We start from the raw sequence: 20827 nt of genomic DNA, 5'->3' as shown, positions 1-20827 counted from the left end.
GCAGGAGCTGCCGGCGCGGCGCCTGGGAACGTCTTCGTCATGTCTCCAGACGCCCACCAAGGGAGCGTGGGCTGCGGAGGCGCCAGAGGAACAGCGGGCTTCAATTGCGCTTGCTGATCAGCCTGGGCCTTGAAGGCCTGCCACTGGGGCTCCAGCGGGGCTGGCGCGGCTTGCGTAGGTGTAGCAGCGGGAGGAGCCGCGAAGCTCCCCCCTTGCTTTTGCTGTTTGAGAGCACGTGCCGCAGCGCGGGCCTTGGCCAGAGCGTTCATGTCAGACAGAGAATTGTCCGGCATAGGGTCCCCGAAGGGCACCACGCTCCATGGACTAATCAAATTGAAGATGCCCATTATGGCCTCGGGTTTGCAGTTGCGGTGACAGCGAGCTTGGCCTTTTCGTTCTTCAAGGCCTCCCTCTCGATTTCCAGCTCGGCATCGGCCACCTGAATACGAGACGTGGTCTCAGCATCCTGACGGTCGTGCGTGCGGTCGTGATCGAGAGCCTTGAGCTTGAGTTCGGCTTCTCCCATCTGCAGCTTCGACTGATCCAGCGCGTACAGACGGTTCGCGTCTTGCTGCTTGATCGTGTTCGCGCCTTCCTGCGCAGCGACACCACGTTCCTTTATGTCCAGCTCACGAACCTTAAGAGGATCAGGGCCGGGCGGGGGAGCATTGGGATCGAGATACGCGGCGAAGCGTGAGAAGCCCTTGAGCTTCGCAATGTCGTGAAGCATTTCGTAGCGCTGCTTGCCTCCGAACATTCCGCCTAGAGCAGGGTCCTTGGCCATCATCTCGTAGCCTTGTCCAAGATCCATTGCGGCCATGTCCTTCTCACCATAACCAAGGTGCTGAGACACGGTGCAGGTGCGGCGTTCAGTCCAAGACTGAGGATTGATCGTGAGTTGACCGCCAGCGACCTCGATGACCTTATCAGGCTTCTCGTTGAGGATCGCGAGGCGCACCACTTCGATCATCAGAGGCACGAGGAAGTTGTAGGCGAAATTGCGCGCCATGATCTTCGCGCGCTGGCTGGACGCCTTCATCATATTGTCGACGAGACCCTTGGAGTTCTGCGTCGAGATCGCGTCTTTGTTCAGCCCTTGTGAGAGCGCCGAGATGCCTGTGGACTTCTCGTTGTTCTCGGTGAGGGTGTTGAGGACTTGGAAGATGTAAGGGTTCAGCGGGTTCTGCTGCATCGCCTGAACGCTGTCAGGACGACGGACGTTAACGACGCCTCCCAGGCGGTTGTCGAGCAGCTCACGCGGGTTCATCAGGCCGCCGTTGACCACAAGGTAGCGAGCGTTGGACGTGATGGCCGTGTGGTCGAGCACGCCACGGAACAACACAGTGCGGGCGTTCTGCGTGTGGATCACGCGAGCTGCAAAGTTGTTGCCGTAGAAGACGTGGGGGATAGGCAGAGGGATGTAGGCGAGGAACGGGGCCTTGTCGACCTCTTCCTTGTCTAGCACGGTGTTGCTGGTGTGGCAGATTTTGTAGAGACGGACACCCTTGGAGGGATCAATCTGCATCCGCACATAACTCTCGTAATAGACGACGTAGTCCAGCTCATCCTGAATAGGATCGTCACCATGATCGGCCGCACCTGTCTGCGAGGTACGTGCGAGTACCTCGGGGCTGAATTGCAACTCGCGGGCTTCGTCGGCCGGAATGGCCATGACAATGGACTTCTTGTAGCCCATATCAATCAGCTCAGCCTTTGTCTTAGGCGTGCGGTGGCCAACGTACGTTGCGCTCTCCACGCTGGTAGCGAGCGGCTCGATGAGAAATTCCTCAGGAGCCACGGTCACCATGCGGATTTGCGAGACGTCCTTCTTGCGGGTCAGAGAGCCGCTGTAGGAGCCATCGGGCTGTTGCGTACCTTCGAATTCGTCGACATCGTCCTGAGCGGCGAGGCCGTAGGCTTCGTGATGCTGTAGGTTCTCAAAGGTCTCTTCGCTGTAGGAATATTTGGTTTCCCAATAGACCTTAGACACGCCAGCGCGGGCGGTGAGACCATCGTAGATCACGTCGGAGAACAGGTTGTAGCCGTTGTTCTGACGGAAGATGACGTAAGACGCGTATTCTGTTGCCACGCGGCAAGCGTCGGCATTCATGTCCAGGTCGGGATCGAACACGGCGATGTTGTCACCGCCTGCGAACACTTCCAACAACTGGGATCGCATCATCTCGACGGAATCGTAGACGTCGGATGACACATAAGACGAAGAGCCTTCAGAGGTGCGCTTCGGCAAGTCACCGTTCAGATAGCGAGTGACGCGCTCTCGCTCTTTAGCGATGCGACTGTCAAACCAGCTAACGCTGTTGGTGGACTTGGCGAGAACCTTTGTAAGGACAGCTTCGTCAGTAAGAGGCTGTTGCGCCATTACTGTCCTAAGTACTGGATTGCTTTTGAAAGGGTGAGGGGATTGTCTCGGGCCAATCCGAGCATCGTGTTGCACGGGTGACAGAGAATGCCCCGCACGCGGCCTGTGCTATGGCAGTGATCAACAGCCCAATCGCTGCCAGCTCTTCGAGGCGTATCAGCCGAGCAAATCGCGCACTTGAAATCTTGTGCGCTGAGAAGTCGTTGAAAGTCGTCTAAAGATAGGCCGTACAGTTTCTTGAGATCGCGCTTGCGTATGCGTGCGCGGTCGTACTCTCTCACTTTTTCAAGATTGAGAGACCTGTATTTCCTCTGGTAGTCACGATTGCGCTGACGCTTTTCTTCGTCAGATAGCATCCACGTAAAATTCGTCTGTTACTTCAACAGGCTTCCATTTACCTTCGTGAGCATGAGCTGCGAGAGCTAAGGCCATAACCGTGTCATCGTGCGTGCCGGCTTCAGCTTCCATCTTGCCGCTCTCATTCACCACGAAGGTCATCATTTCCTTGAGGGTGGTCTCGTCGTTGATTTCGATTTCGCCCTCACGCTGGAGAGCGCGGAGCTTGTCGATGATCAGGGGCTTCGTCGCTTCACTCGTGAAGAAGCCTAGCTTGATCGTGTCTTTGTCGGGCTCAAGCGTACCTTCGACCTGATCCGTGTATAGGTACGGGTAGTTGGCGTTGCGCAGGGCCACGCACGTCACAAGGCCGTGGTTGTTGCGCTCGGGGATGACGAGAGCGCTGTTGTAATGGTAGCCCAGCGTCTCAAGTATCTTGGCGAATACGTCGGGATGGCATAGGCCGCGCCACACGGCCACCTGACGCATCTGGCTGTCGAGGATTTGAGCAACCGACGGGTCACCGTCCTTCTTGCCCTTGATGCCTTGACGCAGACCCATGCCTACGTCGGCGCCGATCACGTAGACTTCGCCGTCAACGCGCGGATGGTAAACCTTCAGCTCGCCACGAGGATGCTCGTTGAGCACACGAAGCGGTAGGGGCTTGTTGGTCTTGTGGTCGAAGGTTTCCTCGACGGCCATCTGAGTGACGACCTGTCGAAGGCCCTTGGCCATCTGGTTGGTGATCAGCTCGTTGTCGAAGATGGGGCGGCCTGTGCTGAGGAAGGCCTCATCGGCCGTCAGCGGGTATTCCTGTTTGAACAGATCAAGGCCGTTCGTAGCGACCTTCTTGCGGCGCCAATAGAGCTGTGCGTTGTCCACGACGATGTCGTAGAGCTTCAACGCGGTAACAGCGATGGAGTCTTCTTCAGGTGTTCGCACAAAATCTGCAGGCGCGGTCTCACGATACTCTTCGCTTTCGACCCACGCGGAAAAGAACACCTCGTAGCCGTTCCAGAGATGGTCGCGCCTGACGGCGTTTTGATACATCTCGTAGAACTTGCCGGTCACACCCTGTGCAGTGCTCTCCAAGAAGATGGCGGTGCCGTCTTCCTCGGGGATGGCCTGCACTAGACCATTGAAGTTCGTATTGGCGAACGCTGGGGGCCAGAAGGCCACCTCAGACAGATGTGCCACGGTGAGAGTTTCACCACGAGCCACGCCACGGCCGCCTGCGGTCGCAACGCGGAGAGCGCTGTCGAGCTTGTCGAACACCAGCTCAGAGCGAGAGCTGTACTTGGTCGACGGCCGGACAATGTCGGGAACGTTGTCGTGAATACGCTTGTACATGTCGAACAGCGTCGTCGTGCTCTCACCTTCGTGAGCCATGACGAGACCCTTTTGGGCCTTACGCTGGGACAGCCACCAATACTGCCACGCAGAGATAACGGTGGAGAGGCCTTGCTGTCGCGCCTTGAGAACGACAAACCGCACGCGGCCTGTGCGGAGCTGCTGATCGATGATCGAAGCAACGAAGCGTTTCTGGACGCGGTTCAGAACGAGGTTGGTGATCTTACCTTTCTTCGTCCTGATCTTGACACAGTGCTTCGCATAGAACTCGAAGTCTTCTAGAAGCCGCTTACGAGCCTTCAGTTGGCTCTCAGTCAGCTCCGTCATTGTCCTTCGCTACGGCGTCGAGGAAGTCCTCAGCACGCTCAAGCGTCAACTTCGACTTGCTCTCAGGCTTCGACTTGGTGAAATTGAGAACAGTATTGATCGCCTGAATTTTGATCTTCTGATCTGAGGGGCCTACTGCGAGCACGAATGCTTCACGTAAGGCCGCTTCAGCTTTGCCGTCGTCCGAAGAAGGTACACGAACTTCGGACACATCTTCGCCGTCCTGCACGAGGACAATTTCGTCCTGAGGCAGTTCGCCTTTGTCTTTCATGATTTGAATGAACCTGTCTGCAAGCTCGCGGGCACGTGCCCACAGCGGTTCTGCCTGAGCACGTCGCATCCCATCAGGGACGCCAGCACGCGAGTATTTTTCCGGATTGGCTTTGCGATCAGCAGCGATGCGTTTGTCTCGCTCCGCCATGCGAGCGCGAAACTCAGGAGTCTGCCACAGCTCCTTGAGCCGAGCGGATGCCGCTGAGATCGTACGCTTGCCTTGTGTGCGAGGGGACTTCTTTCGAGGCCCCCTCACTTTCTTTTCGGTCACTTGAATGCTTCCATAGCCTTCGCGACGTCGTCAGGAACGTTGTCCTGGGCGTAACGCACTGCTCGTGCGACTTCCTTAGGATTGACACCGACGCGTTGCAGCTCACGGGCGAGCCAATCGATGGCACGCGCGGACTTCGGATGTTGAGCCTTAAGCTCGGCTGCGATGGTCTGACGACGGCGTTCTGACGCTTCGGCTTTCGCCATGTACGTCTCGCTGCGTGTACCTTTGCCGGCCGCTTCACGCTGAGCGTATTCCTTGGGCGTGATGCCTCGGGGGTACAGATGCTCCTCGGAGAGTGGCTCGTAGGGTACGTCGGCTTCAGCGGGCGCCTCAGGGGCGGCCTTCGGAGCCTTCACCTTCGCAGCAGCGGCTTTCACCTTGTCGGTGGCCGCCTTCGCTTCAGCTTTGGCTTTGGCCAGCTCGGCCTTTGCGGCTTCCTTCTGCTTGACCTGTTCGGCCTTTGCGGCTTCCTTCTGCTTGACCTGTTCGGCCTTAGCAGCGGCGGCTTCGGCCTTGAGCTTGGCGCGTTCGGCAGCAGCCTGAGCACGCTCGGTCGCGGTCTTTTCACGTTCAGCCGCTTTGGCTGCAGCCTTCTCTTCACGCGCGGCCTGGGCTTCTGCCTGGGCCTGCTCACGTTCTGCTACGTCGGCACCTGTGTACTTGCGCAGGGCGTTGGCGGCGCTCACAAGCTGTGAGGCCCGCTTGCCCACCATGGGGTTCTGCGTAACGTCGATAGGTGCGTCTGCCACAAGAGGTGACTGGAGGCTCGCAACGGCGTCCTTGGCCTGTTGCTTCTCTCGTATCTCCTGCACCTTCGCCAGTCCACCCGTTAGGTTCTTGGCGGCCTTGGTGATCGAAGACGGGAGATTTAGAGGGTCTATTGCCGGAGGCTCTGGTGTCGCAGCAGCCGGGGCTTGCTGCGGTTCGGAGGGGAGACCTGCCTTGAGCTTGTCACCTAACATCTTCATCGCGACCGAATTGAGTTGAGGCAATTCGGTGACCTGCGGCGCCTGCCACGGCTGAGTGCCGGGCGTGGCTGGCTGCGTCTTCTGCAAGAGGGCGGCGTGAGCCATCGCGGACGCAATGAGAGGATCGGGACCCGCTGGAGCAGCCGGAGGAGCAACCTGAGGCACGGATGTAGGCGCCTGAGGCTTAGGACCCCAGGGTCCCATTGCTGCACCACCGGGTTGCGGAGGGGCCACAGGGGGCGTCGGAGGTTTGCGCAGGTTGGCCTGTGCGTCCGCGAAGTTCTCAGCGAACATTTTGGCGGGCGAGCGGCGCCCGGTGACGCCATCGACGAGACGGGACAGTCCGTACGCGCCTGCGACACTGCCAGCAAACAGCGGGTTGCTGAGGCCGAGCAAGTGCATACCGGCGACGGATGCAATCGCACCACCAGCAAGACGCGTCGGATTCAGCATGTAGCCGAGGTTGTCGTCAAGGGCGCCTGAGACACCGCCAGCCCATTGGCCTTTGCTGTAGGACCCTCGTGACTGAGCGAGCTGAGCGACACGCAAGGTGCGCGCAAGATACGCAGCGTTGTCACCGTCTGTGGTGCCAGCACTTGCGTTCTCGATAAGGTCGAGGTCTTTGGGCGTGATTCGGTCCCCGCGAGCAGCAGCGGCCATCGCGTTCTCTGCATCTTGCGATACAGGGCGCTCGGCACGGACACTTGCTGAGGCGTCTTTGAACTCGCGTTGGAGATCGGACACCACGCGCTCGTGAGCAGCCGCGTCATTCGCAGCGCCGCCTAACGTGGTACCAAGTTTCCCATCGCCTTCCGTCTTCAAACGGGTCGCGTAGTTGCCCAGGGCCTCGCGATTGGCGCCACCGAACTCACTGAGAGACGCGGAGCGCGCGGCTTCGGAGAGGCCACGTGGCGCGGCCATAGCGCCGCCAGTGACAGCGCCGCCTGCAGCAGCCTCGATGCCCTGCTTGGGATCGTAGGAGCCAGTGAGGCCAACTTGATTGACAGCGTCTGAGGCGGCCGATGAGGCGCCCGTGATCGCCGTGGTGCCAAGCCAGCGCTTCGCAGCGTCGGCAACCCCACGCGCCCCGACTTCAGCAACACCGTTGCCAGAGCCCTGTAGGAAGCGCGTCGGTGCGACGGAGCCTACAGCAGCACTCGCGGCGGACGTGAGGCCACCACGGAGCTTGTCTTGAGCCTGGGGCTCGGCGTCAGCGTTTCCTGTGCGGTTCTCTGCTGCAGTCTTGGCGTCTTCCCCAGCCGTGCGCAACCACGCGGAGGCGGTAGCGCCAAGCTTTGGAGCCAATGGTCCAAGGAAGCGACCAAGAAGCAAGCGAGTGCCTGCAGCGGCGAGGGCGTCCTGAGCGAGCCCAGGGGCGCCTTCGGCTACCTTCTGCGGAGCCTGCGACCAATTCCAGTTGAGAGGGTTCGGAGAGCCATTCGTCAAGTTAGCGGGGACATAGCCCTCGTCCTTGACAGGAACGCCTTCACCGACGCCAGCGAATTGCTTGACAGTCTCAGCATTGCCGTGAACGGCTTCCTTCAGTCCGTGGGCGATACCGCGCACGAGGCCCGAAGGTTCGGCCTTCGGCATGCTCGCTGCAATCTCATCCACGGTGGCGTCCTGTTCCTCACGTGGGAGGTTGAGGAAGCTGTCGTCGACAGTGACTTGCCTCCCGTTAATCGTGAGGACAGGCATGTGTTAGTAACTCCAGGTGACGCCGCTTCGCGTCTTGAAGGTGTTGGCGGGTTTTGGGGCAGGTGCAGCAGCAGGCGTTGGCGTAGCTGCGGGCATCTGAACTTGATTCTGCGAGGCCCATTGCGTCAGGTAAGGCTCCCACTGATCATCAAGCATGTGGTACTTGTTGCCCTTAGCGTACTTGTAGGCTTCCTGCGCAGCAGCCTTTTGATGCTTCAGGATCGCTTCCTGCGCAGCGATAGCGTCGAGGTTCGCTTCGCGCGACTTGTCGAGGCCAAAGCCGTTTGCTCGCGACATGAGCTGATCTTCGTAGTTGGAGATCGCGCCAGGAAGGAGCTTGCCCTTGGCGAGCTGCATTTGCGTAGCTAGGCGTTGAACTGCCTGAGCATCCGTGATGCCTTCAGTCGGGAGACCGAGCTGTGACGCAACCTGCTTCGCGGCGACGATTTGATCACCGCCAGGGCCGAAGTAGATGTTCGGGTTCTGCACGGCCGCCTTGAGCTTCTGAAGGTTGGCCAGTTGCTCATCAGCGTTACGATCAGCCGTTGTGATGCTATCATAGCGATCACCAGCGCGCTTCACTTCCAGCTTGGCCTGCTCTTCTTCGCGAGGGTCTTTCTCAGGAGCAGCGAAGTTACCAGGGACTTGAATTGTCTTACGCGGGTCCTTGCTGTTCATAAGAAGCAAGCGGCCATCTGGCGTCATGATGTGTGACCACGTGCCCTGATCGACAGCTTGCTTCTGCATGGCAGCGGCTTGAGCGGCGAGAACCTTGGCCTGATCTGGATTTGAGATGCCGGCGAGGGCCGCACCAATGTTCGTCAAGCCTCGACCGATGACATTGGCCGTGTCGGGCTCTTGCTGAGGGATCACGAGCGCACCCGGTCCCAACGTACTGTCAGCACTGAGTGAAGGCATGGATTTCCTCTCTGTAGGTGCGAATGCGGTGGTCAGAGCCCCAGGGCTCGTATCGCCGCCGCCGAATTGCTCCATCAGGGCGCGAGCTGCGCGCTCGCGTCCGCCTGTGTTATCGGCTGAGATTTCGTAGTATCGATTGACTGCTGTAGCAGCGTCTTCAGGAGACTGTGCAGCCTGGAGCGCACGATAAGCTTTGCTGTGCGTCGTATCCATCTCGTGACGCATGAAGGCCTGTTGGCTCTCCACGGTCTGATAACTGTCTGGATACATCTGCTTGAGGGCCGCGAGGCGATCATTGCGCCACTGCGCGGTGCCCCAAGCGGTCCCGTTGTCGCCAGTCGGTCCCCATGCGGGCAAGTCTTGGCCACTCTCGTTGACGAGGTTGCCTACTAGACCTGCGGCCTGATGAGACGCCAGCCCCAGCCCTCCGTCATCCCGCGAACGCTGAGCGAAGGAGAGCCACGAGTTGACGTTGCGGGGGGAGCCCATCATGCGAAGGGCTTCCAGCCGAGGCCACCCGCTGTACTAGCGGCACCTCCAGCAGCTCCCAACAGGCCTCCGACGATATCCCATGCGCTGGGCGTCTTCGTGGTCGTGGACGTGCCGTTGCTGCCCCAGTTGTTGGTGCCGATGATACCCATGAGCCCGTTCAGGGCTGCATAGGGCGAAGAGACTTGAGACTGATAGCGCTGGAGCAAATTATCGAGATAAGACTGATTGCCTGCACGCTCACCAGCGCCTGCAGATGTTGCCATACTGTACAGGTTGCCCTGATCGTTGATGGCAGAAGAACCAGCGTTGACACCAGAGTTCGCGGCGTTCGTTCCGGCACTCGCGGCGCCTGTAAGAGCGCCAAGTTTCTCCGTGTTGTTCGCGTTAGCGTTCGACGACGCGAGGTTCAGTCCGTTCTGATAGGCCTTGGAGTACAGGTCGTTGTAGGTGTTCTGATAATTCTCAGCGAGCGAGCGCTGCACGAGACCATCAGCAATGCCTGTCCGCGAGCTATTGGTATTGCCGCTCATCGCAGCATTCTGATCAATGCCCGGCAGAGTGACATCTCGCGCCTGCTCCATGGCGCCATTTGTAGCCGCCTTGGTTTGCGCAGTGATGTCCTGCCCATCAGCGTAAGCTTTGGCAGCGTCCGTGATGGTAGATGTGTTGTTCAGCTTGGTAGGGTCGTACGCGCTCAGGCCCGAGAGAGCCCCTGTAGTCGCGTTGGTCCCTGCGGTCTGCAAGGCACTCCCTGTGGCGGCGGCGGCCTGAGGAGTCGTGTTGTTACGCGTGTAGCCAAGCATGGACTGGAAGGTCGCAAGCTGGTCAGGCGTCATTTGAGCTACGAAGTCAGTCGGGGCCTGCGCGCTCGATGCCTTATTATAGGCAGACTGCGCATTCGAGAAGGCTGACGTCAACGCAGCGGCCTGCGGGTCCCACGGGCTCGTGCTCGACTGCGTAGATTGGGTTGAGGAGCCCATTGGTTTCCTAAACTGTGTGGATGTAGAGGGGACGCTCGACGCCGTCATTGCATAAGACGGTCGAGAAGGGTTTCCAGCCCATGCGTGTGACGAATTTCAGCCACCGCTCGTCATCGATTTGAGGAGAGCCATAGAGAGGCGCAGTGACCACGGTGCGGAAGAGTTTCCAGTCCCGCATTACGCGCTTGAGGACACCGGGCGTCCACCGCATGAAGCGGAGGTGCGCTATGAGGCGCTGTTGCCCGGTGTCGTCCTGATACTCGTCTATTTCGAACTTGAAGTCGTCGGTCTCGTGAGCGACGTATCGCTTAAGTAAGACCATTGGTGTTCATGCGGGCTTCCAGCAGCTTCAGCACCACTGCGATTGAGGCGATGGATGTTTGAATCTTCTGAAGCTCAAGCGTGATGAACCTCTGAGCACCGCCATCAATGCTGGGGTAGCTTCCTGCGCTGTAACCGACGAACTTAGCTATATCGGTGTGCGTGGCCATTATTTACCCTGAGGGCCTTTCGAGGTGATCTTGAGATCAAGGTCGAAGCCCAAGATTGTGAGTTCTTTGTAATCAGAGAACTTCATACGGATCGCAAGCCATCTACCAGCAGCATTGTAATCGAGCTTGTAGAGGTCAGCGCCATCGTAAGGCTGATAACCTGTCCAATTAGGATTGTTGCTGTTGAAGGTGTCGCTGACACCAACATCGATCATGAGGTTCGCGGCGCCCGATCCAAGGCGCACCTGAGGATACACAGATGAGAGGGTCTTGTAGCCGCGCAAGTCAGCATTGAGTTCGTCGAGATCGATACCGCGCCGCTCAAGATAGCGAGGCTTCGTGGCGTTGGCGTCGACGGGATACGCAGCAGCGGAGCCTTGGCCGTACACATCAAACGCATAGAGCGAAGTGATGAGATTATGGGCTGAGTTTGCTTCGCCGACGTAACAGATGGTCCGCTTGTAGCCGTCTTCTTGATCCTGATAGGACCCGCCGAACTGATCGTAAGTCGCGGTGACTGTAGCGTACGTCATGGCGTTCGACAGATTGGACTCAGCGGCGCTGTAGACAAACGGAAGATCGTCGAAGGACCACGTGTCATTGGCGTAATTCCACACGGCCTGCCTATTGCAGCCATCAGCTCCGTCAAATGAGAGATAGCCATCACCAGACACGTAAGCGAAGGTGATTTCCTTCAGCTTTGGGTTATGACAGACGAAGCAGCGATTTGCTTTGGAGAGGTTCAAGCTGTCGAAGATGAAAGTGCGGACACGTTCATCACAGATGGACTTCTCACTGGTGCCGTCATGTTGCCAGATGTCATCGGGACCGAACACAACGTTCTTGCCGCCAATTTCGACCGAGCAATTGGCGTTGAGCGCGCCTTTCTTGAACGGCAGAGGATCGAAAGTATAAACGGACGTGAGGCCATTGGCGTACATGTGGTACGCCTGCTTGAAGCCATAGATGATCAGGTCGTTGCCGAGTGGGCACGCATCAGTGATGCCGCCAGCCATGTCAGCGAGAATGTTCTCGACGGCAAGCGATGCGGGGTTCGTGATGTCCCACGATGCCGGCACGGTGCCTGCAGTCGGAATGGACGACGTCTTGACCATCGTAGGGTAGTTGGTGGCCCCTTTGGTTACGTTGAGGGCGACCAAGGCGCCCGCGCAGGTGCGTAGAAGGCCACACCGCCACGTGCTGTCCCAACCCGAGAGGCTGAGGTCTTGAAACTGAGGGTCAGAAGAACGGAAGTACCACGGACTGCGGTCACTACGGTTGACGTAGGTGACGGTGGCGAGCGTGGTGCTTGACCAAGATGCTTCGACTGAAGAGGGCGTGTAGCCGGCGACTGTGTAAGTGTTCTCAATCGAACCAGTAACACGATAGACCGTGCCGTTGAGATACCCAACGAACAGAAGGTCTAATCCCGTGCTTGGATTTGACGCGAATACGAAACGAGGGCTTACGGTGCCTAGCGCAGCTACACTGCGGAACACAGGCGCTGAGGTGATCTTACCATTGCGGAAACGGACATTGACACCAAACGAGAATGCCTCTGGAGCAAGATCAAAGGCGTCAACATCAGTGATGACACCGAACTTGGCAAGGTTACGCAGATGCTCAATAGGCATCGGGTCTCCCTAAGGATACTAAGGAGAACCTTATAGAGTTCTCTTATTGATGTTTCTGATTACATCAACCTGAGTATGAGCTTTGGGAGACGTAGGGATACTTTAGGATTACCTATAGTACCCCCCTTACCCCCCAAGGCTGAACCATGGTTGAGTTAGGCGAGCTATGCCATGCGGACGATGAAGTTCACGACACGCGACGGCGGCAGATTGTTGAAAGGCGTGGATGATCCACCCTGAGCCGTGCCTGTGAAGCTCGATGATCCTTGTGAAGCGGTAAGAGTTGGGGCCGTCCCACTCATCGCTGAGAACGCGCCACCACCACCACCATTGTTGTTGTTGTCACCAGCCTTCTCGCGCAGATTACCTGCACCACCAATGGTGATGGCACCGTTTGCGATGGAGCCCGCAGGCGTGTAGGGCGGAAGGTTCGCTGTCACGAGAGTGCTCTGATCAGCACCGAACAACGATCCAATGATAGTCTTCACGCCAGCGGAGATGCTCGAAAGCAAGCCCGGAGACGAGGCGCCTCCCATGCCAGAGCGTCCTACCGGAACGACCTCTTGCATGTTGACCACGTTGAATGTGGTCGAGCCATCACCAGCGCCGTAGTAGGTGCCCCACTTCTGGAACAGCTCTAGGCCGGCTCCTGGGGTCGTGCGGGACAGCGTGCCACCGTTGGCCCAGCACCAGCTCCCATCGGTCGGAAGGGTGTCCATGAGCCACATGATCATGCCGCCCACAGGGATGATCCCCGGTGCGACAAGCGACGACGTGGTCAACGCGCCATCGAAGGTAATCGACTTGTCACTGTTGATCTGAAGGGCTCTCACGCCCCCTACGGCTACTGCGAGCTGGTTGGCTCCAGGCGAATACAGGCCCGTGTCACTATCACCGTTCGGGGTGAGACCGGGCGAGGTGACGATGCCCACCCCTGCACCGGGGAATACCGCAGCACGTGTGCCTGCGAGCAATGCCGCAGCAGCGTTCAGGTCGAGATGGGTCGCGGTGACCTGACCCGTGATGTTCGGGAAGGTGTTCTTCACCACCGACTTGATCAGCCGGAGATGGTCGTCAGCGTTGTTCAGCGGATCCGAGGACGCTGGGTTGGACGTGACGAGGTCCGAGATGATGGAGGCGGTCTCTAAGGGCACCGGGTTCCAGCTATGCGATTTAGGAATGTGTCGGAAATGAGAGACATCAGACGGCCTCTCTGGTATAGGTGGGTGGGACTTGGTGGTAAGTCGTTGATATTGCTGCGAAGTCACTGTAATGGCACAATTGGGACACCTTTAGGACCCAAAGCCAAGCGAGGCGAGCGATATGGGACCGTTTCGGACCCAATGTTGAGAAGGGGACCCGTTGGAACCGCTGGGCTCGATGGGACCCTCGCGCTCCCAGGCCAAGACACTGCAGCCGTAAGCTCGGCGGCGGCGGCGGCTTTAAGTCGAGGAACTCGAAGTCGCGCGGCGGGTTCGCGCCAAAAAGGGGCCCGGTCGACCAAAGGGGACCCGTTCGGCGCGCTAGTCCCCCGCGCTAGTCCCCCGCAGGCCTGCTAACCCATTGGTGGAGCTGGTGTTCATCCGGTTTGCATAACCGGGGCTAGGGTAGAGCTGGGGTTGCCCAGGTCGAGCGTGTGAGCCCAGGGTTGCCCGTGGTCGAGGCGGGTCCAGGGCACGATAGGGCCGACACGGGATCACTTAGTCACTAAGAGAAGTAAATGCGCGGGTGGGGTGATCGGTCCTTATATGCCAATCGGCCATAGGTGCCCCAGAGAAGCCCGTGGGTGCGTCGGCTTGCTTTGGATGGCCCTAAAGCCCCACGATCCCCGCGTCCCCACCGCCCTCCTAGCCATGCTCCCAACGCATACCAGGGATTCCAAAATGCCGCACAAATGGCAGCTATTGCCATTGACACGGTATAGAGCCGGGAGCATGCTGATCTCGCACAAACGGCAGATATTGCCACAACGCGGGGAACACCATGTACCACTTTGTCACCGCCGACCAAGCCCTTGCATCGGCCACGAACACCTTGCGCTCCTCCTATGTCGTCTACGTGGCCACGCGCGGGGACGGATGCGTCGCCCAAGACCAAGCCTCGCTCTGCTTCTGGATGATCCCAGGGACCGCAGTGGACGACTGATCCCCTCTCACATCGTGCTTACAGCGGGCTCCTACGGGATACCCGCTTTAGGCCGTTAGGAGCGGGCATTTCGCCACTCACACACGGGGAAACCAATGACCATTCAGATCACAGTGCATCCAGCCGCCAAGAAGTTTTCCGAGGGCTACGTGCCCATGATAACCCTTCGCGGCGCCCAGGGCCGCATGCTCGGTTGCCGCACTCCGGAAGGCGGATACCGCGAGTTCCGCACGTTCACCAATGATGCAGATGCAGTGACCGAGGCGCGCAACATCTGCGCTCGAATGGTCTCAATGTATCCCGACGTCCTGAAGGCCTGCGCGTCGATGAGCGCGGCTGTCTCGGCGTGACTTGAAACAACACAAACGGCAACATCTGACAACATAGGGGATACCAATGAAGTCGAGCGTATACGACCAGCACGACAAGACCTTTAGCGACGTCATGGCCTATGTGGTGCTCGACGACAAGCGCGAGCGCGTGGCCACCATCGCGTTCAAGACGTATCCCAGCGGGGCCGTGCACGCCTTTGTGCACTGGATAGGCTTGGAAATGACCAAGGCCACCGCGAAGGGCTTTGGGTACGACAAGCGCACGGCGGCTGCTGCGAGCGCTGCACGCCAGATCACCAACATCGCGACCCTGGGTGACGACAAGACCCAAGGGCGCGCGCTAGACTTCCGAGAGGCGCTGTCTCTCGATGGGGGCCAGCACTGGGACGGCGCGTTGCGTGATGCTGGCTTCATCGTTTGGCAGGCGGTGTAGCCATGGCCAAGCGTAAGCCCTTCAAGGCTTCCAACGTCTACATCCGCCGTGAGCAGCAAGCACACGCTCGCATGATGCACGTGAGATCACCGTCAATCGACATGATGCGTGATCCTCAAAGCAAGCCTGTCCACCAAAGGGCCTACTATGATCACCTCAGGCCCGATGAGGTGCGCGCGAATACCAGGGCGCGTGACCTGATCCTATACGCCGCTGCTCTTGGCCGTAAGCGTGGGGTGTTGCCAGAGGCCTGCTCGGACTGGATGGGCCGTGTGCAATCCAATGATGGTAGCAAGGCCCGCGTGTTCTTCTCGCACGAAGATGGACGAGGCGTGGGCGTAGACGTCCAATGGCTCGATTGGGTGCCTGCTGATCCCGTCGAGGAAACCGAGCTTACCCTTGCAGCCTGAGCCCGAAACCTAGCGGGCTCCTCTTGGTCCGCGATGGTCCGCGTGTATCCGCACGCGCTGATGATGGGCAACCAATCACAGAGACACCACACAATCGAGGTGACGTCATGGCAATCACGGCCCTGCGAACGGTGCGCTATGAGTTGGCGTGTGCGCACGCAACGCTCTCTCTTGAACTCCAGAGGTGCGATGGCAATTCGCCGCTGATCCAACACACACGCGCTCGCATCAAGCTGTTAGAGGAGCAAGAGCGCGAATTGGTCGACATCTATAACGCCAATCCAATCGTCAGCGGTGGGGCATGACGAACATGGTTCGTGTGAGGCGTCTCTCGTTAGAGCTGGCCTTCCTGTGCCTCTGTGCATGGGGAGGCTGGCAACTGGCTGGCGAAGCGATTGCAAAGGCCAGCAAGCAACCTGGGCCGCCCTATTGGCAGTGCAATGGGAAGCCCGCGACCAATCATCCCTACTGTCCGAAGGATCGATAATGAGGAAAGCCGACATCAAGATTTCAGCCTTCTACATTGGAGGCAATTGGGGATGGGTGCGGGAGGTTCTCAGCATCTATTCAGGCCACGGCGGGGACCGCGTGTACTACGTAGACTTCGCTGGCGCTGGTAACTGCCAATTAGCAGTGTTCGCCTCCTGGGCACGCGCTGAAGTAAGCAGGCCAATCGATTGGAAGCGGCCTGCGATCACCACGGAAGTCTCGGCGCGCGAGCTTGCGCTTGCTACATCATTTGCAAGGGCTGGCTGATGCACACTTGGCAAGAGTGGATAGACCACGCGTGCGGGCAGGGCTGGAAGGTCCAATGGCGTGAGGATGAGGGCGCCTACGTGATCGTGACGCCCAAGGCCTTCCGCAGGCCCTCCGAGGAACTTGGGCACTACACGGATCAGCGCGCGGCCTGGAGAGCTGCGGCCAACCTGTGCAGGATCAGGGATAACGAAAAATCGAAATGAGCCATTGACTCTTTCGCTTTTCCGGAAGAGAGTACGGAACGTGAACGCGCTCCTGCTCTGATCTGGCGAATCAGATGAGCCAACGGCGGCTGGTGACCGCGCTGGTGGGTAACAAAGGTTAGACGCGGAACTGGCCAAGACAGGCGTAGGCGTGTGCGTACCCCGGCATCGTACGGGGAGGTAAAATCTTGAGAAATGCCGTCAGATTGGCAATTAATCAACGATTGGTTGCCAAAGCCACACATTGGGGAATTCAGAAACGCCATGCGTCCAACATTTGCACTCAACTGCGACCTTCAACCCGTCTCTGTCATCGTGTCCCAGGACACACCCAATGCTCTGCGAATTGGCACCAGCATTCTTTTCGTCAAGCCTCACCTCAATGAGTTTGGCGAAATCCCGGCCGGCGCTAAGGGTTTCGTGGAGTTCATCGACAACGTGACGGGGCTTCACGAAATACTCATGGAAGGCGCTGAGCCTGCGCTGCTTCCCTGGGGAAACAAAATCGTTCTGTCCCCGTTTGAAAGTGATGACCTCGCTTCGTGCTTGGTGGTCGTACTCAGGCAGGTGATGTCGATCACCGAAACGCTCAACGAAAAAGTAACCCGACTGAGGAACATCTAGCGTTGGGCATATAGTTCCTATAAGTAGATACTGACATTTGGCTGACAGGAGCGTTTGATGCTGTTGATTATTGGGTGCCTCATTGGCACTGCGTCATTGATTGCGGTATCTTGCGAGGCCCCCCGAAGCGCGGCGACGTTGGGGGCTCTCGCGTACATCCTGATAGCAAAAAGCTGAGGAGCGAGACCATGTTTGACACATTGGAAGTACACGCTCGTGCCCAGGAGCGTGCAGGGGACAGAATGTCAGCCAAGATTAAGAAGGTCTTCTCTGAGGAGGATCAGGCGAACGCGCGCTTTCTGATGCTCGCGCTCGATCCTCTGTATCAGGATGGCCCGAACATATCCTTCCATCAGCTCATGGCGTTCCTGCGCGTCGTGGCTGATGAGGGCAAGAGCGTCAACGAATACGCCGCTGATGCAGCGCTGCCCAGTTCCAGCATGACGCGCAACCTTCTGGAGATCGGTGACCGCGCCCGCAATGGTGAACCTGGGCGACAATGGATCACGCAAATACGTGACCTTGGCGACCTGAGGCGATTGCTGGCCCAAGGTACCCCTAAGGGCAAAGCTCTCATGAGCCGGATAAACAACGCCATAAAGGCGCGTCGAGTAGTGGAGTAAAACGTCAGATGCGTTACGTGGTGCTGCTGCTGTCTGTGTCTGTGGTGCTTGTAGGCTGTCAGGGTGACGTCGAGAAGCGAGAGGCTGACGACCACGCCTCTTGCTTGAAGATCGTGTCGGAGCGCAATGACACGCGGCCGAACGCCTACCAAGAGTGCCGCAACAATCTGATGGAATACCACCGACAGAAAGCCATCGCGGCAAGCGGCAGATAGCGATGCTGATCAAGCTGCTCACGTGGATCGGACTAGGCGTCGTCTGCGTCTGGATTGCCAAGCAGCTTTTCGTTTTCCTGGGAATACCAACCTAGCCAAGTTCAATCCGAGCAACGCACACCCACGTCCCATTATAACACAGGTGGCAGAATATGGCATACGCAGAGAAGCGCGAGGGCAAGCTTACAGGAGTGTGGATCGGTGAGGTCTACAAGAAGCCCAAGACCTTCCGCCGTCGCTTCAACACCAAGAAGGATGCTGAGGGATACGAGCTGTACGTGCGCCTCACAGGCGAGGAGCCGCCTTCACTCGACAGCACGCAGCGCACAGGGGCTCCGACGTTCTCTGAGGCCGTTGCGATGGCCAAGAAGATGAAGGGACCGAAGGGCGTATGGGACCTCACGCACGACGAGACGCTTAATGGGCGCCTAGCGTTCGTTGAGAAGGTCCTGGGCCACTACGAGGTCACGCAGATGGGCGAGGAGGTCTTTGACGTCCTGAAGGCCAAGCTCGACCGCTCCGTTGCCAAGGGCAAGGACCATCGCCTGATGAGCAACGCCACCAAGAACCGCTATCTCACTGTGATGAGCGCGGTGTTGATGTGCTGCGAGATCAAGAAATGGATCACGCAGAAACCTACGGTGCGTCTGTATCCCGAGGACAACGCGTTGCGTGCGATCCTGCACAGCGAGGAGCAGGACGAGGTGATCCTGAGGCTGATGCGTGAGGCCGGCGAGGAAGTGGAAGCCAAGTGCGTTGAATTCCTTGTGGAGACTGGCCTGCGTCGTGGCGAGCTGTGCGGCGATCCCAAGCGCGGCAAGGAGGCCCTCAAGCCATTCCAGATCACTATTGAGCGCGGGGAGGACGGCGTCGAGGAAGGATGGATCAACCTGGGCGGCGGTGGCGGTGTTGAACAGACGAAGAACAATACAACACGTCGGGTGTATGTTCGTGCAGAGTTGGCCAAGGAAATCAGGGCGATCATCGCGGCCGGAAAGTTGCCAAATGGCCGCGATCTGCTCAATTCCTTCAAAGAAGCCCGAGATGCTGCGGGGTACCCTTCGAACCTCGTGATCCACTCACTCCGTCATACACGCAACACGCGTCTACGCCAGACGGGCACTGACATGAAAATTCGCATGCGTATTCTAGGACATAAGACCGCTGCGACGTCGATGCGCTACGATCACATCACGGACGATGATCAACGTCAGGCAGCAAAAAAACTTCAGCAGCGTGCGGGGGACCGGGTCAAAAAAGGCTCTGCGGAAGTGGTGGACTTCCCAAAATCTTCAGCTATATCAAGGCCCGCCTGAAGGAGTGTAGCTCAATTGGTAGAGCACCGGTCTCCAAAACCGGGGGTCGCAGGTTCGAGCCCTGCCACTCCTGCCAGCTAAGCCCTTGATTCCGCTGGCAGCGATTCTGACAAAAGACGCGCGATTCTGATCCCGGTTATGTGGCGCGACCTTGACGTTTCGTGCCGTCCGCAGTAGATAGCCCGCACTCGCTGCCGGCCCGCTGAGATGCGGATATCCGGCGCGGCTTTGAAATCCCCGAACAATCGAGCCCGGTTTCCGGCTCATCCTTCGCGACAGAGGGCTGGGCCAAAGGCGGCTGTTCGGATCCCTGAAATCCTTAAGTGGCGTCTCAAACGATGGCAGTCAGCCCGTTCAAGTTCTTGCAGGAAGTACGCTCGGAGACCGCCAAGGTCACCTGGCCGACTCGTCGTGAGACCACGATCACCACCATCATGGTGTTCGTGATGGTCGCCGTGGCCTCGATCTTCTTCTTCGCCGCCGACCAGATCATCCGCTATCTCATCACCTTCCTTCTGGGCATTCACTGATGGCTACAGCTACCGCTCAAGTGTCCGACAAGCGCTGGTACATCGTCCACGCCTATTCGAACTTCGAGAAGAAGGTCGCCGAATCAATCCGCGAGCAGGCCAAGCAGCGCGGGCTCGAGGATCTGTTCGAACTGGTGCTGGTTCCGACCGAGAAGGTCACGGAAGTGCGCCGCGGCCGCAAGATCGACGCCGAGCGCAAGTTTTTCCCCGGCTATGTGCTGGTGAAGATGAAGCTGACCGACGAGGCGTTTCATCTGATCAAGAACACGCCGAAGGTCACGGGCTTCCTCGGCGCCGAGAACAAGCCGATGCCGATCTCGGAATCGGAAGCCATGCGCATCCTGCACCAGGTGCAGGAGGGCGTGGAACGGCCGAAGGCGTCGGTGTCGTTCGAGATCGGCGAGAACGTGCGCGTGGCCGATGGCCCGTTCGCCTCGTTCTCGGGTGTGGTCGAGGAAATCGATGAGGCCCGCTCGCGCGTGAAGGTCGCCGTGTCGATCTTCGGCCGCGCAACGCCGGTCGAGCTGGAATTCGGTCAGGTCGAGAAGGTCTGATCGGGCAAGGCGTGAGGCTTCGGCCTCGCGCATCAAGAGGCCGTGGGAGGGAGAGGGCGGTTGCCAGCCGCATCCGACCCAGACCACGAACCTGAAACCGCCGGCCTTGCCGGCACAACAGGAGTGATACATGGCAAAGAAAGTGACCGGATACCTGAAGCTTCAGGTCCCGGCCGGTGCGGCGAATCCTTCGCCCCCGATCGGTCCCGCGCTCGGTCAGCGCGGTCTCAACATCATGGAGTTCTGCAAGGCGTTCAACGCCCAGACCCAGAAGGAAGAGAAGAACACCCCGATCCCGGTGATCATCACCATCTATGCGGACCGTTCCTTCACCTTCGAGATGAAGACCCCGCCGATGTCCTACTTCCTCAAGCAGGCCGCCAAGATCCAGTCCGGCTCGAAGGCGCCGGGCCGTGACAAGGCCGGCAAGGTGACGAAAGCGCAGGTGCGCGAGATCGCCGAGAAGAAGATGAAGGATCTCAATTGCGACAGCATCGAATCGGCCATGAAGATGGTCGAGGGCTCGGCCCGTTCGATGGGTCTGGAAGTTGCGGGGTAAGCG

22 protein-coding genes and 1 tRNA gene are annotated in these 20827 nt (G+C 58.6%); 12 read left to right on the top strand and 11 right to left on the bottom strand.

The window, feature by feature from the left end:
• Positions 1–346 precede the first annotated feature (346 nt).
• The 11 genes from HYH08_RS16015 to HYH08_RS15965 all read right to left on the bottom strand — a co-directional run bounded on the left by HYH08_RS16015 (position 347) and on the right by HYH08_RS15965 (position 13275).
• Complete coding sequence (locus tag HYH08_RS16015; RefSeq protein ID WP_220010765.1) at positions 347–2380, bottom strand: portal protein; 2034 nt, start codon at positions 2378–2380, stop codon at positions 347–349.
• Entirely contained in the window at positions 2380–2736 is a 357-nt protein-coding gene (locus HYH08_RS37890) for an endonuclease VII domain-containing protein (RefSeq protein WP_220010764.1), read from the bottom strand. Before HYH08_RS37890 ends, HYH08_RS16015 begins: the two co-directional genes overlap by 1 nt.
• A complete protein-coding gene (locus HYH08_RS16005; RefSeq protein WP_220010763.1) occupies positions 2726–4393 on the bottom strand; it encodes a terminase large subunit in 1668 nt (555 codons plus the stop codon). Before HYH08_RS16005 ends, HYH08_RS37890 begins: the two co-directional genes overlap by 11 nt.
• A complete protein-coding gene (locus tag HYH08_RS16000; RefSeq protein WP_220010762.1) occupies positions 4377–4937 on the bottom strand; it encodes a hypothetical protein in 561 nt (186 codons plus the stop codon). The genes HYH08_RS16005 and HYH08_RS16000 overlap by 17 nt, the downstream gene beginning before the upstream one ends.
• Complete coding sequence (locus tag HYH08_RS15995) at positions 4934–7606, bottom strand: hypothetical protein (protein WP_220010761.1); 2673 nt, start codon at positions 7604–7606, stop codon at positions 4934–4936. Before HYH08_RS15995 ends, HYH08_RS16000 begins: the two co-directional genes overlap by 4 nt.
• A gap of 3 nt (positions 7607–7609) precedes the next feature.
• On the bottom strand, positions 7610–9016 hold the full coding sequence (locus HYH08_RS15990; RefSeq protein ID WP_220010760.1) for a phage tail tip lysozyme: 1407 nt from the start codon (positions 9014–9016) through the stop codon (positions 7610–7612).
• Positions 9013–9852, bottom strand: coding sequence for a hypothetical protein (locus HYH08_RS15985; RefSeq protein WP_220010759.1), 840 nt, complete (start codon positions 9850–9852; stop codon positions 9013–9015). Before HYH08_RS15985 ends, HYH08_RS15990 begins: the two co-directional genes overlap by 4 nt.
• A 151-nt stretch (positions 9853–10003) precedes the next feature.
• On the bottom strand, positions 10004–10318 hold the full coding sequence (locus HYH08_RS15980; RefSeq protein WP_220010758.1) for a hypothetical protein: 315 nt from the start codon (positions 10316–10318) through the stop codon (positions 10004–10006).
• Entirely contained in the window at positions 10305–10487 is a 183-nt protein-coding gene (locus HYH08_RS15975) for a hypothetical protein (RefSeq protein ID WP_220010757.1), read from the bottom strand. Before HYH08_RS15975 ends, HYH08_RS15980 begins: the two co-directional genes overlap by 14 nt.
• Positions 10487–12121 (bottom strand): hypothetical protein, encoded by a 1635-nt coding sequence (locus HYH08_RS15970; protein WP_220010756.1) that lies wholly within the window; start codon positions 12119–12121, stop codon positions 10487–10489. The genes HYH08_RS15975 and HYH08_RS15970 overlap by 1 nt, the downstream gene beginning before the upstream one ends.
• 164 nt (positions 12122–12285) lie before the next feature.
• Positions 12286–13275, bottom strand: a complete 990-nt coding sequence (locus HYH08_RS15965; protein ID WP_220010755.1) for a tail fiber protein — start codon at positions 13273–13275, stop codon at positions 12286–12288.
• A 1086-nt stretch (positions 13276–14361) separates the two neighbouring features.
• On the opposite strand from HYH08_RS15965, the gene HYH08_RS15960 reads away from it, so the two are divergent.
• The 12 genes from HYH08_RS15960 to rplK all read left to right on the top strand — a co-directional run bounded on the left by HYH08_RS15960 (position 14362) and on the right by rplK (position 20824).
• Positions 14362–14616 carry a hypothetical protein gene (locus HYH08_RS15960; RefSeq protein ID WP_220010754.1) on the top strand — a complete coding sequence of 85 codons (255 nt, stop codon included), beginning with the start codon at positions 14362–14364 and terminating at the stop codon, positions 14614–14616.
• Between the two features lie 46 nt (positions 14617–14662).
• Positions 14663–15031, top strand: coding sequence for a hypothetical protein (locus HYH08_RS15955; RefSeq protein ID WP_220010753.1), 369 nt, complete (start codon positions 14663–14665; stop codon positions 15029–15031).
• A 2-nt stretch (positions 15032–15033) separates the two neighbouring features.
• Entirely contained in the window at positions 15034–15441 is a 408-nt protein-coding gene (locus HYH08_RS15950; protein WP_220010752.1) for a hypothetical protein, read from the top strand.
• Between the two features lie 107 nt (positions 15442–15548).
• Positions 15549–15746, top strand: coding sequence for a hypothetical protein (locus HYH08_RS15945; protein ID WP_220010751.1), 198 nt, complete (start codon positions 15549–15551; stop codon positions 15744–15746).
• An 852-nt stretch (positions 15747–16598) separates the two neighbouring features.
• Positions 16599–17027: a hypothetical protein gene (locus HYH08_RS15940; protein WP_220010750.1), complete on the top strand. Its 429-nt coding sequence runs from the start codon at positions 16599–16601 to the stop codon at positions 17025–17027.
• Between the two features lie 188 nt (positions 17028–17215).
• Positions 17216–17650, top strand: a complete 435-nt coding sequence (locus HYH08_RS15935; RefSeq protein ID WP_220010749.1) for a hypothetical protein — start codon at positions 17216–17218, stop codon at positions 17648–17650.
• An 8-nt stretch (positions 17651–17658) separates the two neighbouring features.
• A complete protein-coding gene (locus HYH08_RS15930) occupies positions 17659–17865 on the top strand; it encodes a hypothetical protein (RefSeq protein ID WP_220010748.1) in 207 nt (68 codons plus the stop codon).
• Positions 17866–18017: 152 nt separating this feature from the next.
• Positions 18018–19181 carry a tyrosine-type recombinase/integrase gene (locus HYH08_RS15925; protein WP_220010747.1) on the top strand — a complete coding sequence of 388 codons (1164 nt, stop codon included), beginning with the start codon at positions 18018–18020 and terminating at the stop codon, positions 19179–19181.
• Positions 19182–19257, top strand: a tRNA-Trp gene (locus tag HYH08_RS15920).
• Positions 19258–19519: 262 nt separating this feature from the next.
• Positions 19520–19711, top strand: a complete 192-nt coding sequence (gene secE, locus HYH08_RS15915) for a preprotein translocase subunit SecE (RefSeq protein ID WP_007611620.1) — start codon at positions 19520–19522, stop codon at positions 19709–19711.
• Positions 19711–20265, top strand: a complete 555-nt coding sequence (gene nusG / locus HYH08_RS15910) for a transcription termination/antitermination protein NusG (RefSeq protein WP_220010746.1) — start codon at positions 19711–19713, stop codon at positions 20263–20265. Before secE ends, nusG begins: the two co-directional genes overlap by 1 nt.
• Positions 20266–20395: 130 nt before the next feature.
• Positions 20396–20824: a 50S ribosomal protein L11 gene (rplK, locus tag HYH08_RS15905; protein ID WP_128933125.1), complete on the top strand. Its 429-nt coding sequence runs from the start codon at positions 20396–20398 to the stop codon at positions 20822–20824.
• The last annotated feature ends 3 nt before the right edge of the window (positions 20825–20827 follow it).

This window comes from Bradyrhizobium sp. BR 10289, from assembly GCF_019455385.1.
In the GTDB taxonomy this organism is placed as follows: domain Bacteria; phylum Pseudomonadota; class Alphaproteobacteria; order Rhizobiales; family Xanthobacteraceae; genus Bradyrhizobium.
Note: the sequence above shows the minus strand (reverse complement) of the source record. Positions and strands in the feature narration are given on the sequence as shown.